8 protein-coding genes are annotated in these 12,623 nt (G+C 69.2%); 5 read left to right on the top strand and 3 right to left on the bottom strand.

Translation table 11 applies throughout. The features are described 5' to 3' along the window. Nucleotides 1-125: 125 nt before the first annotated feature. On the bottom strand, nt 126-578 hold the full coding sequence (locus AC3CH1_RS06530; RefSeq protein ID WP_488461988.1) for a RidA family protein: 453 nt from the start codon (nt 576-578) through the stop codon (nt 126-128). A 241-nt stretch (nt 579-819) separates the two neighbouring features. Between AC3CH1_RS06530 and AC3CH1_RS06525 the strand changes: the two genes are divergently transcribed. From AC3CH1_RS06525 to acnA, 3 genes are all read left to right on the top strand, one after another. Beyond that, a complete protein-coding gene (locus AC3CH1_RS06525) occupies nt 820-1,254 on the top strand; it encodes a VOC family protein (RefSeq protein WP_018956946.1) in 435 nt (144 codons plus the stop codon). Between the two features lie 66 nt (nt 1,255-1,320). After that, on the top strand, nt 1,321-2,223 hold the full coding sequence (locus AC3CH1_RS06520) for an aminoglycoside phosphotransferase family protein (protein WP_488461987.1): 903 nt from the start codon (nt 1,321-1,323) through the stop codon (nt 2,221-2,223). Between the two features lie 285 nt (nt 2,224-2,508). Then, nucleotides 2,509-5,226 (top strand): aconitate hydratase AcnA, encoded by a 2,718-nt coding sequence (gene acnA, locus AC3CH1_RS06515; RefSeq protein ID WP_488461986.1) that lies wholly within the window; start codon nt 2,509-2,511, stop codon nt 5,224-5,226. 91 nt (nt 5,227-5,317) lie between these two features. On the opposite strand, the gene AC3CH1_RS06510 is transcribed toward acnA, so the two are convergent. Further along, nucleotides 5,318-5,932: a hypothetical protein gene (locus AC3CH1_RS06510; protein ID WP_488461985.1), complete on the bottom strand. Its 615-nt coding sequence runs from the start codon at nt 5,930-5,932 to the stop codon at nt 5,318-5,320. Between the two features lie 97 nt (nt 5,933-6,029). Here AC3CH1_RS06510 and AC3CH1_RS06505 point away from each other — a divergent pair, with 97 nt between their 5' ends. Then, a complete protein-coding gene (locus AC3CH1_RS06505; RefSeq protein ID WP_488461984.1) occupies nt 6,030-6,647 on the top strand; it encodes a histidine phosphatase family protein in 618 nt (205 codons plus the stop codon). Nucleotides 6,648-6,776: 129 nt separating this feature from the next. Here AC3CH1_RS06505 and AC3CH1_RS06500 read toward each other — a convergent pair whose 3' ends face one another. Continuing rightward, on the bottom strand, nt 6,777-10,661 hold the full coding sequence (locus tag AC3CH1_RS06500) for a GH92 family glycosyl hydrolase (RefSeq protein WP_488461983.1): 3,885 nt from the start codon (nt 10,659-10,661) through the stop codon (nt 6,777-6,779). 514 nt (nt 10,662-11,175) lie between these two features. On the opposite strand from AC3CH1_RS06500, the gene ngcE reads away from it, so the two are divergent. Then, on the top strand, nt 11,176-12,621 hold the full coding sequence (gene ngcE, locus AC3CH1_RS06495) for an N-acetylglucosamine/diacetylchitobiose ABC transporter substrate-binding protein (protein ID WP_488461982.1): 1,446 nt from the start codon (nt 11,176-11,178) through the stop codon (nt 12,619-12,621). Nucleotides 12,622-12,623 lie beyond the last annotated feature (2 nt).

The raw sequence follows: 12,623 nt of genomic DNA, 5'->3' as shown, positions 1-12,623 counted from the left end.
CATGGTGGCCCGCGCCGGAGCGAAGGGCGCGGCCGACGCGTCCGTACGGGCCGCGTGGCCGACGCGCGTCGCCGCGCCCCCGCCACGCGCCTCGGCGTGCGGGGGTGCGGCGGTTCGCACCGTCGTTACGCCGACGGGGGGCCGGCCGGTTCCCTGGGGGCCGGGGCGTCGAGGACGGCGGCCACGGCTTCGATCTCGACGAGCTGGTCCGCGTAGCCGAGCACGGTGACGCCCATCAGGGTGCTGGGCACGTCGTGGTCGCCGAAGGCGTCCCGGACCACCTCCCAGGCGGCCACGAGATCCTCCTGCCGGGCCGACGCCACGAGGACCCGCGTGCTGATGACGTCCTCGATCGAAGCGCCCGCGTCGGCGAGCGCCGTACGCAGGTTCTCCACGGCCTTCGCCGCCTGGCCCGCGTAGTCGCCCACGGCCACGGTCTCGCCGTGCTCGTCGAGCGGACACGAACCGGCGAGGAAGATCAGCCGGGCCTCGGCGGGTGCGGTGGCCGCATAGGCGTACTCGGCCACGTCGGAGAGGGAACGGGAACGGATCAGTGAAACGGCGCTGGTGCGGGTCACGATGGGTGCGTCTCCTGGTGTTTCGGTCGGCCCTGGAGTGCGTCATCCTTTCAGCGTGCTCCGCGTTCCGCTTCCTCATTATTCGTCCCGGCCGAACGCGGGCCCCGCGCCGCCCACTTGGGCTGAGCGGGTGGCGACGGGCGTCAGCGGCTCGGCGATCCGTCGACGGCGACCCGTACCGCGACTCCCGCGGCGACGAAAACCGGAGGCTCGGCGAACGGCTCGCCGTTAGGGTGGCCCGATGGCTCCGATCAGGCAGGTACAGATCACCTTCGACTGCGCGTCGCCCTCGCGCGTCGCGTATTTCTGGTGCGAGGTGTTGGGGTACGTCGTTCCGCCGCCGCCGGAGGGGTTCGCCACGTGGGGCGATTACGACCTCTCGCTGCCGCCCGAGAAGCGGGACGCGGGTTTCGCCTGCCAGGACCCCTCGGGTGTGGGCCCTCGGCTGTACTTCCAGCGCGTTCCCGAGGGCAAGGTCGTCAAGAACCGGGTGCATCTCGACGTGCGGGTCGGCACCGGGCTGGTGGGGGAGGAGCGCCTCGCCGCGCTGGAGGCCGAGTGCGCGCGGCTGATCCCGCTCGGTGCGGTGCGCGGAGAACTGCTGCTCGCCGACGAGGAGAACGAGTCCTGCCTCAACATGCAGGACATCGAGGGCAACGAGTTCTGTCTCGACTGACAAACCCAGGCTCTGTGCGCGGGGCCCGGCCCGTCCGGCGGGCCCGCCGCACTACCGTGGCTCCGCATGACCGACTTCGCGATCGAGATCACGGCGGACCTGGTCCGCGGCCTGCTCCAGGAGCAGCATCCGGACCTCGCGCGGCTGGCCGTCCGCGAGGTCGAGGGCGGGTGGGACAACCAGCAGTGGCGCCTCGGGGACGAGCTGGCCGTCCGCATGCCGCGTACGGAACGCGCCCCGGAACTTCAGCTCAAGGAGCGCCGGTGGCTGCCGGTCCTGGCTCCTCGTCTGCCGCTGCCCGTCCCGAACCCCGTGCGGGCGGGCGAACCGTCCGTACGCTTCCCGAAGCCCTGGACGGTCATGACGTGGGTTCCCGGTGAGCCGCTGGACCGCACCTCGATCAGCCGCGGCGACCATGCGGCCGGTGCTCTGGCGGACTTCCTCCGGGCCCTTCACGTGGAGGCGCCCGCCGACGCGCCGGCCGGTTCGGACCGAGGCGGTCATCCCCGTGCGCACACGGAGGGATTCGACCACTTCTTCCACGCCGTCGTCCCCGACGGCATCGCCGACGAGGTCCGGGCCGTCTGGGACGACGCCGTCGCGGCCCCCGAGTGGGAGGGGCCGCCGGTATGGGTGCACGGCGATCTCCACCCGGCGAACGTCGTCGTGTCCGACGGGACGCTCTCGGGCGTGATCGACTTCGGTGACCTGTTCGCCGGCGACCCGGCGTGGGACCTCGCGGCCGCGTGGGTCGTCCTCCCCGCGGGTGCCGCTCCACGGTTCTTCGCCGCGTACGGGCGTGCGGACGAGGCGATGATCCGGCGCGCCCGCGGGCTGGCCGCCATGAAAAGCCTGGTCCTCATGCTCATGGGCCGGAACGGGGACCGGGGGCTTCCCGGAGGCAAGCCGACCTGGGGGCCCGCCGGCCGGACGGCACTCGACCGCGTTCTGCGGACGGCCGTGGCCTGAGTATCCCGATCCCGCGTACGGGCGTGGTCCGAGCACCCCGTCCCGCCGTACGGGCACGTCCGGCGGGACGGTGGGGGCACCTGGGCATGACCGAGCGGCGGCTATGTACTAGAGTTATCTCGACATCGAGATATCTGCCGAGGCGCACCATAGCCGCCGCCCGGTAAGGGTTACCTAACTAATCCTTACCTTAGCGGATGGTCGGGACGGTGTACGGCAAACGCGGCGCCGACTGCCAATGAGGCGCGGCGCGGAGATACGCGCACATTGAAGAAGGAGACTGTCGTGTCGGCGAACAGCTTCGACGCCCGCAGCACGCTGCGCGTGGGCGACGAGTCGTACGAGATCTTCAAGCTGGACAAGGTAGAGGGCTCCGCGCGCCTCCCGTACAGCCTGAAGGTCCTGCTGGAGAACCTGCTCCGTACCGAGGACGGCGCGAACATCACCGCCGATCACATCCGGGCCATCGGCGGCTGGGACTCGCAGGCGCAGCCCAGCCAGGAGATCCAGTTCACGCCGGCCCGCGTGATCATGCAGGACTTCACCGGCGTGCCGTGCGTCGTGGACCTGGCCACCATGCGTGAGGCCGTCAAGGAGCTCGGCGGGGACCCGGCGAAGATCAACCCGCTGGCCCCGGCCGAGCTGGTCATCGACCACTCCGTCATCGCCGACAAGTTCGGCACCAACGAGGCGTTCGCCCAGAACGTCGAGCTGGAGTACGGCCGCAACAAGGAGCGCTACCAGTTCCTGCGCTGGGGCCAGACCGCCTTCGACGAGTTCAAGGTCGTCCCCCCGGGCACCGGCATCGTCCACCAGGTGAACATCGAGCACCTGGCGCGTACGGTCATGGTCCGGGGCGGCCAGGCCTACCCCGACACCCTCGTCGGCACCGACTCGCACACCACCATGGTCAACGGCCTCGGCGTGCTGGGCTGGGGCGTCGGCGGCATCGAGGCCGAGGCCGCGATGCTCGGCCAGCCGGTCTCCATGCTCATCCCGCGTGTCGTCGGCTTCAAGCTGACCGGCGAGCTCCCGGCCGGCACCACCGCCACCGACCTCGTGCTGACCATCACCGAGATGCTCCGCAAGCACGGTGTCGTCGGCAAGTTCGTCGAGTTCTACGGTGAGGGCGTCGCCGCCACCTCGCTCGCCAACCGCGCCACCATCGGCAACATGTCGCCGGAGTTCGGCTCCACCGCCGCGATCTTCCCCGTGGACGACGAGACGCTGAAGTACCTCCGTCTGACCGGTCGCGACGAGCAGCAGGTCGCCCTCGTCGAGGCGTACGCCAAGGAGCAGGGCCTCTGGCTGGACCCGGCCGCCGAGCCGGACTTCTCCGAGAAGCTGGAGCTCGACCTCTCCACGGTCGTCCCCTCCATCGCCGGCCCGAAGCGCCCGCAGGACCGCATCGTCCTCGCGAACGCCTCCCAGCAGTTCGCCCAGGACGTGCGCAACTACGTCGCGGACGAGATGGAGGCGAGCAAGGAGTCCTTCCCGGCCTCCGACGCCCCGTCCACCACGCCGAACGGCGTCCCGTCCAAGCCGGTCACCGTCACGGCCCCCGACGGCTCGACGTACGAGATCGACCACGGCGCCGTCACCGTCGCCGCGATCACCTCGTGCACCAACACCTCGAACCCCTACGTCATGGTCGCCGCCGCGCTCGTGGCGAAGAAGGCGGTCGAGAAGGGCCTGACCCGCAAGCCGTGGGTCAAGACCACCCTCGCCCCGGGCTCGAAGGTCGTCACCGACTACTTCGACAAGGCGGGTCTGACCCCGTACCTCGACAAGGTCGGCTTCAACCTCGTCGGCTACGGCTGCACCACCTGCATCGGCAACTCCGGCCCGCTGCCGGACGAGGTCTCCAAGGCGGTCAACGAGAACGACCTCGCGGTCACCTCGGTGCTCTCCGGCAACCGTAACTTCGAGGGCCGGATCAACCCCGACGTCAAGATGAACTACCTGGCGTCCCCGCCGCTGGTCGTCGCGTACGCCATCGCCGGTTCGATGAAGGTCGACATCACCAAGGACGCCCTCGGCGTCGACCAGGACGGCAAGCCGGTCTACCTGAGCGACATCTGGCCCTCCGAGGCCGAGGTCAACGACGTCGTGGCGAACTCCATCGGCGAGGACATGTTCAACAAGTCCTACGCCGACGTCTTCGCGGGCGACGCCCAGTGGCAGGCGCTGTCGATCCCGACCGGCAACACCTTCGAGTGGGACTCCGAGTCCACCTACGTGCGCAAGCCCCCGTACTTCGAGGGCATGACGATGGAGACGACCCCGGTCGAGGACATCACCGGCGCCCGGGTGCTCGCCAAGCTCGGCGACTCGGTCACCACGGACCACATCTCCCCGGCCGGCGCCATCAAGGCCGACACCCCGGCCGGCAAGTACCTCACCGAGCACGGCATCGAGCGTCGTGACTTCAACTCCTACGGCTCGCGCCGTGGTAACCACGAGGTCATGATCCGCGGCACGTTCGCCAACATCCGCCTGCGCAACCAGATCGCGCCGGGCACCGAGGGCGGCTACACCCGCGACTTCACCCAGGGTGACGGCCCGGTGTCGTTCATCTACGACGCCTCGCAGAACTACCAGGCCGCCGGCACCCCCCTCGCGATCCTCGCGGGCAAGGAGTACGGCTCCGGCTCGTCCCGCGACTGGGCCGCCAAGGGCACCGCGCTCCTCGGCGTCAAGGCCGTCATCGCCGAGTCCTACGAGCGCATCCACCGCTCGAACCTCATCGGCATGGGCGTCCTCCCGCTCCAGTTCCCCGAGGGCCAGACCGCCGAGACCCTCGGCCTCACCGGCGAGGAGACCTTCTCCTTCACCGGCGTCACCGAGCTGAACAACGGCACGACCCCGCGTACGGTCAAGGTCACCACCGACACCGGTGTGGAGTTCGACGGCGTCGTGCGCATCGACACCCCCGGCGAGGCGGACTACTACCGCAACGGCGGCATCCTGCAGTACGTGCTCCGCAGCCTGATCCGCAAGTAGGCGGGCCGGACCGAGCAGTGAGGGCCGCATCCCGGGTCACCCCGGGGTGCGGCCCTCGCGCCGTTTCCGCGCCCGCTGCCCGAGGCCTCCCTCAGCCCTCCGTCGGCACCCGCATGAGGTCGACGAGTCGGCAGGTCGTACCGCGCGGCACCTCGCCGAGGCCGTTGACCTCTTCCACGACGCTCTTGTCCGGCCCGAGGTCGACCACTCCGGTGACGCCTTCTGCGACCTTCGTGCCGTCCTTGTCGAGGAACTCGACCCCTATGTGGTAGCTCGCCGTCGTGGACGAGCCGTTCACGACCTTCACCTTCGCCGACTGCCATCCGATCTGCGGATCGCGCGTGCACGCGGTGATCGTGACGTCCTCCTTCACGTCCGGCTCGGTCACGGTGGGCTCCGGCGCTGGTTCCACCGGCTCCTCGTACGGCGGCTCCCCGTCGTACGGTTCGGAGTAGGGTGCCTCCGACCGCTCGGGCCGCAGCGCGATGGAGTCCGAGACCGAGTCCATCAACGCGTAGACGGACGCCACCACCACCCCCGCCACGACCAGCCCGCCGCCCACGGCGAGCGTCACGATCAGCCCCGTACGCCGCTTGCCCGGCGGCGCCGCGGGGGCCGCCCACGGCGAAGGCGGCGCCGCACCCACCGGAGCCCGGTGCTCCGGCTGCGGCTGTTCGGGCGGCGGAGGCGGGAAGTAGTCGGACATGCGGTCCCCCCACGGGAAATGGATCAGGTGAGGGACTTACGGTACGGGGCCCCACCCGCACCACCGGCACCACCTGTACAGAAAGCGAACGGACCCCATGGGCGAGCTGATCCTCATCCGGCACGGCGAGACCGAGTGGTCCCGTTCCGGACAGCACACGAGCTACACCGACCTCCCGCTCACCGACGTCGGGGAACGCCAGGCCCGCGCGCTCGTCACGCTGCTGGCCGACCGGAACATCGGGCTCACCCTCGTCAGCCCCATGATCCGGGCCCGCCGCACCGCCGAGCTGGCCGAACTCCCCGATCCCCGGGTCACCCCCGAGCTGCGGGAGTGGGACTACGGCGGCTACGAGGGCATCACCACCCCGGCGATCCGCCGCACCCGGCCCTTCTGGAACCTGTGGACCGACGGCGTCGACCCCGGCTCCGACGAGCACCCCGGCGAGAGCCCCGAACAGATCGGACAGCGGGCCGACCAGGTCCTCGCGGGCGTCCGGTCCGCCGCCGACGGAATCGGGAGCGCGGACATCGCGCTCGTCGCGCACTCGCACTTCCTGCGCGTCCTCACCGCCCGCTACCTCGGCCTGACCCCGGCCGAGGGACGGCTCTTCCAACTCGCCACCGGCGCCCTCTCCCGGCTCGGCACCGAACACGGCCGGCCGGTCGTCGCCGCGCTCAACGTGGCCCTGCCGGAAAGCCTCCAGCCGCACTGAACCCGCCCGCCCCGGGAGCCTCCAGCCGCACTGAACCCCGCCCTGCCCGAACGACTCCCACAAGCATGAACGCCGACGGCCGGCACCCCGCCCTCGGGGTACCGGCCGCCGACGCCCGTCGCGTACGGGTCAGGAGAGCAGCTCCACCTCCGCGAGCGTCGCCGAACCCGTCAGCACCAGCCGGTACGCGGTGTACGAGCCCGGCTTGTCCACCGAGAACACCCGGGTCTGCTTGTCCCAGGCGAACGACTGCCCGGAGCGGCGGTCGATGTCCGTCCACTTCTCGCCGTCCGTCGACCCCTGGAGGGTCCAGCCCTTCGGGGCCTTGTCGGCCGCCGCCGAGGTCAGTGTGTACTGGACGCCCTTCGTCGCCGAGGACACCGGCAGCTCCACCCGCTCCACCGTCGCCGAGGTGGCGGAGGTGTCGTCGAAGAGCGCGCCGTCGCCCTTCAGCGCGTCGCCCTTGGGTGCCGGGACCTTGTCGTCCTTCTGGACGGAGACCGGGGCAGCGTCCTCGCCCGTGCCCCACGCCGACGGCTTCGGGCCCATGTCGAACTCCAGCGTGCCGCCCTTGGCCAGGACGTCGTGGGGGAGCGCAGTGGAGGTCCACTTCTTGCCGTTGACCTTCACGCCCTGCACGTAGATGTTCTTGGCGCTGTTCTTCGGGGCCTTGACGGTCAGCTTGCGGCCGTTGTCCATGCGGACGGTGACCTTTTTGAAGAGCGGCGAGCCGATCGCGTACTCCCCGCTGCCCATCACCAGCGGGTAGAAGCCGAGCGAGGAGAAGAGGAACCAGGCCGACTGCTCGCCGTTGTCCTCGTCGCCGTGGATGCCCTGCCCGATCTCGCTGCCGACGTACAGCCGGCCCAGCACCTCGCGGACCTTCTCCTGCGTCTTGTACGGCTGCGAGGCCGCGTTGTACATGTACGTGGCGTGGTGGGCGACCTGGTTGCTGTGCCCGTACTGGCCCATCCGCACGTCACGCGCCTCGGTCATCTCGTGGATGACGCCGCCGTAACTGCCGACGAACTCCGGGCCCGCCGTCTCCGGCGTGGAGAAGTACGTGTCGAGCTTCTTGCCGAGACCGTCGCGGCCGCCGTACAGGTTGGCCAGGCCCCGGCTGTCCTGCGGGGCGGTGAAGGCGTAGCCCCAGCCGTTGGTCTCGGTGTAGTCGTAACCCCAGACGCGGGGGTCGTAACTGCCGGAGGGCAGACGCCAGTCGCCGTTCGGCTTCTTGCCCTGGAAGAACCCGGCCTTGTCGTCGAAGAGCTTGACGTACTTCTGGGCCCGGTTCATGAAGTACTCGGACTCTTCCTTGTACCGCGCCTTCTTCGTCTTCTCGTACAGCTCCTGGCCCATGCGGGCGATGCCGTAGTCGTTGACGTAACCCTCCAGCGACCAGGACAGGCCCTCGTGGGTCTCGGTGTCCGCGTAGCCGGTGAAGACCGAGGTCTGAAGGCCCTTGCGGCCGACGCCCGAGGAGGGCGGGGCCACGGTGGCGTTCTTGAGCGCCGCGTCGTACGCCGCCTCGGCGTCGAACTTCACGCCCTTGACGTAGGCGTCGGCGAACGCCACGTCGGAGCTGGTGCCGGTCATCAGGTCAGCCGCGCCGGGGGAGGACCAGCGCGAGGTCCAGCCGCCGTCCTTGTAGTGCTGGACGAAGCCGTCCACCAGCTCGCCGGCCTTCTTCGGGGAGAAGAAGGAGTACGCGGGCCAGGTGGTGCGGTAGGTGTCCCAGAAGCCGTTGTTGACGTACACCTCGCCGTCGACGATCTTCGCGCCGGTCTCCGTCGGGGTGTTCTCGCCGACCGCCTTGGAGAAGGGGCTGGCGTACTGGGTCTTCCCCTTCACCTTCTCGTGGCCGGAGTTCGGGTACAGGTAGAGCCGGTAGAGGCTGGAGTAGAGGGTCGTGAGCTGGTCGGCGTTGGCGCCCTCGACCTCGACCGTCCGCAGGATGTCGTCCCAGGCGCCCCGCGCCTTGCGCTGCACCCGGTCGAAGGAGGTGGACTCCGGGATCTCCATGGCCAGGTTCTGCTTCGCCTGGTCGACCCCGATCAGCGAGGTGGCCAGCCGCAGGTTGACCGTGCGGTCCTTGCCGGCGTCGAAGCGGAAGAACCCGGTGACGTCGTCGCCCCCGCCGCCCTTCAGCTTGCCGCTGTCGGTGACCGGCGCGTCGAAGACGCCGTACACGAACATCCGGGTCGCCCCGGTGGACAGGCCGCTCTTGACGTCCGAGTAGCCGGAGAAGGAGCCGGTCTCGGGGTCGAGGGTGATGCCGCCGTCGTTCGTGACGTTGTCGAAGACCAGGCTCGCGTCCTTGCCGGGGTACGTGAACCGCATCCGGGCCGCGTGGTCGGTCGGCGTCATCTCGGCCTTGAGGCCGTTCTCGAACGTGACGCCGTAGTAGTGCGGCTTCGCCGTCTCGTTCTCGTGCCGGAACGGCAGCGCGCGGGCCGTCCGGGACGCGTCCGGAGTTCCGCTCGCGGCCGACGGCATCAGCTGGAAGGTCTGCCGGTCGCCCATCCAGGGGCTCGGCTCATGGCTGGCGGCGAAAGCCTGGAGCGTCGGGAGGTTGTCCGCGTTGTTGCCCCGGTGGTAGTCGTACAGCCAACTGGTGGTGCCCGCGTTGGTGACCGGCGTCCAGAAGTTGAAGCCGTGCGGGACGGCGGTGGCCGGAATGTTGTTGCCGCGCGAGAAGCCGCCGCTGGAGTTGGTGCCGCGGGTCGTCAGCGCGTAGTCCGACAGGTGCGCCTTGCGCTTCTCCGGCTTCTTCGGGGCGATCGTGATGTCGTCGATCCAGCCCTGGAACTTCGCCTTCCCCTTGGGGGAGTCGTACGCCACCAGGATCCGGTCGACGGTCTTGCCCGCGGCGACCGTGCCGAGGCGGGCGGCGACCTTGTTCCACTGGTTGACGTAGAGGCGCTTGGCGTCCGCCTGGCCCTGCGGGGTGAGCAGCCCGCCGTGGCTGTCGGTGGCCTTCAGCTCGCTCAGGTACGTGCCGTCGGTGAAGGCCAGGTCCACCGCGACGTGCGTGGCGGGATAGTTCAGGTCCGTCTCGCCCATCTGCGGGTAGACCAGGTAGGACAGCTCGGTGTCCTTGGTGACGGCCGTGTTCACGTCGAAGATCTTGTTGTACGAGTAGGCGCGTCCTTCGGGCGTGTGGGTCCCCGCGTAACGCAGGGCCTTCTTTCCGGTGAACCCCGCGCCGGACTTCGCGGTGGGGGATCCGGAGGGGCCGCGGTCGGGCTGGCTGCGCATCTCGTCGGGCACCGGCGCGGAGGTGTCACCGTTCGAGAACTGAACGTCGGCGAGCTGAAGCGCGTCCGCAGCGCCGTTGTTCGCGGTGATCTCCAGGCGGAAGTGCCGGTAGGCGGTGTCGCCCGCGAAGTCGTAACTCTTCGTCTCGTGCCGCTTGGCGAATTTCTCGCCGGTGCGGGTGTCGAGGTCGGTCCACTCCTTGCCGTCCACCGAGCCCTTGAGCGTCCAGTCCTCCGGGTCGCGCTCGGCGTGGTCGTTGGCCGAGGTGAGGGCGTACGTCATGACCTTGACGGGTTCGTCCAGGTCGAACTCGACCCAGCCGGTGGGCTTGAACGTCAGCCACTTGGAGCCCGGCTCGACGTCGACGAGGTTCTCCTTGACCTCCCCGCCGGCGGTGTTCTCGGCGCTCGCGCGAAGCTCCGTCACCCGGTCGGTGACATTGCCCGGTATGCCGGAGGAGAAGCCCCCGTCGACGCCCGAGGAGCGCTTCTCGCCGTCGGGGCCCTCCTCGACGGTGCCGCGCCAGTCCGGCTGCTTCTCGTCCGCCTCGAACGAGGTGCTGAAGGTGCGGTCGCCGGACGGCTTCCGGTCCGGCGAGGAGGGCTGGGCGGTGGCGACCGCGGGGGCGATCACCACCAGGGCGAGGGAGGCCGCCAGGGCGGCTGCTGTGGGGGTCCGTCTCCGGCGGTGAGCCGGGCGGGGGACCGCGTGAGGGGCCTTGTCTGATCCGTGATCGGTGCCGCGTGGTGGCTGCATGCCGAGCCGTTCCTCCCCGGGAAAATGCATGGACAACGTTGTCATAGCGGGATGCAAGGTCCAGTAGGGATCCAAGTGGAGGGACGTGTCAAGGGTGTTGGTGGGAGGCCCCTCGGCGAATCGGCCGGTATGGGGAAATAGTCGCCGCGGGAAGAGGGCGCGGGGTGCCGAGGTGTCCGTGAGGTCTCAACTCGGGAAAGACTGCCGCCCAAACCTGCGTTCGATCTTGCTCAGTCGGCGACAAGTGGACTATACCTGTCGGCACCTGCACGGCCGCTTTCACGCGGACGTGCGCGCGGGGGAAACAGGGACGGTTGCGAGGACGCCAGGGGTGTCCTCGCTGTACGGTCTCCCGACATCCCCACTGCACCGGCCCGTCCGGTACATCCGCACATCTGCATATCCGCATGACCCAAGCGCAACTGACCGCGGTGGCGGGGCCCTTCGCCTGAGGCGAATTCTCGACGGGTGACCGGTACACCGCCTGAGTCCTGGAGAAGGCGAGGACTTGAGCATGGGATCCACCTCCGCCCACAACAATGAGGGCCTTGGCCGTCGCGATCTGATCAAGCGTTCTGCCGCACTCGGCCTGATCGCTGTTCCGACGATGAGCTTCCTGTCCGCCTGCGCGAGCGGCGACAGCAGCAGCGACGACAAGGTCGAAAAGGGCGAAAAGACCGAGAAGAACCCGCTGGCCGTCAACGGCAGCGCGCCGCTGGAGATCGTCATCTTCGACGGTGGCTTCGGCACCAAGTACGCCGAGGACGCCAAAGCCGTCTACGAGAAGACCTATCCCGAGGCGAAGGTCAAGTTCTCCGCGACGCAGAAGATCCAGTCGGTTCTTCAGCCGCGGTTCAACGGTGGTACCCCGCCGGACCTGATCGACAACTCCGGCGCCCAGCAGATGGACATGGGCGTCCTGGTCGGCAAGAAGCAGCTCACCGACCTGACCCCGCTGCTCGACGCCCCCTCCATCGACGACCCCGCCAAGAAGGTCCGCGACACCCTGCGGCCGGGCATCATCGAGATGGGCCAGTTCGACGGCGACCCGGTCTGGATCATGTACTACGCGTACACGGTCTACGGCGTCTGGTACTCGCAGACCGCGCTGGAGAAGCTCGACTCCGCGTACCCGGAGACCTGGGACGAGATGCTCGCGCTCTGCAAGAAGGCGAAGAAGGAGGGCATCGCCGGCTGGACCTACCCCGGCAAGCACCCCTACTACATCCCCTTCTCGCTGTACCCCTTCATCGGCAAGATCGGCGGCGTCGAGGTCCTCGACGCGATCGACAACCTGGAGCCGAAGGCCTGGGAGCACCCCGCGGTCAAGGCGGCCTTCGAGGCGTACTACGAGCTCGTCGCCAACGACTACATCCTGGAGGGCACCCCCGGCCTGGACCACCGCGGCTCCCAGGGCGCGTGGGCCCGCGGCAAGGCGCTGTTCATCCCGAACGGCTCCTGGGTCGAGAACGAGGAAGCGGCGATCATCCCCAAGGACTTCAAGCTGTCCGTGGGCGCTCCCTCCAGCCTCGACTCCTCGGACAAGCTGCCCTTCGGCACCATCTGGGCGTCCGGCGGCGAGCCGTTCATCGTCCCGAGCAAGGCGAAGAACCCCGCGGGCGGCATGGAGCAGCTGCGCATCATGCTCAGCGAGGCCTCCTCCAAGTCCTTCACCACCAGCACCAAGTCGCTCTCCGCCTTCAACGGCGGCACGGACGGCATCGAGCTGTCCGACGGCCTGAAGTCCGGTGTCGCCGCGCTGGAGAAGGCCGGCACCAACGTGGTCAACCCGCGCCTGCAGGACTGGTACGTGAAGCTCCAGAAGGAGCAGATCGGCGTCGCCGCGATCGGCGAGATGATGGCCGGCCGCGCCAAGCCGGCCGAGACCATCAAGAAGATCCAGGCCTTCGCCGACGCGACCGCCAAGGACCAGTCCATCAAGCACTTCAAGCACCAGTGACC

It is taken from the genome of Streptomyces sp. MGP-P1 (genome assembly GCF_057766565.1).
This window is presented reverse-complemented; position numbering and strand designations above follow the sequence as displayed.

Bases quoted from the DNA above. Each gene is read 5' to 3' on its own strand.
- AC3CH1_RS06505 (WP_488461984.1), top strand. From the start codon at position 6,030: ATGGGCGAGCTGATCCTCATCCGGCACGGCGAGACCGAGTGGTCCCGT.
- AC3CH1_RS06500 (WP_488461983.1), bottom strand. From the start codon at position 10,661: ATGCAGCCACCACGCGGCACCGATCACGGATCAGACAAGGCCCCTCAC.
- AC3CH1_RS06510 (WP_488461985.1), bottom strand. From the start codon at position 5,932: ATGTCCGACTACTTCCCGCCTCCGCCGCCCGAACAGCCGCAGCCGGAG.
- AC3CH1_RS06520 (WP_488461987.1), top strand. From the start codon at position 1,321: ATGACCGACTTCGCGATCGAGATCACGGCGGACCTGGTCCGCGGCCTG.
- AC3CH1_RS06525 (WP_018956946.1), top strand. From the start codon at position 820: ATGGCTCCGATCAGGCAGGTACAGATCACCTTCGACTGCGCGTCGCCC.
- ngcE (WP_488461982.1), top strand. From the start codon at position 11,176: ATGGGATCCACCTCCGCCCACAACAATGAGGGCCTTGGCCGTCGCGAT.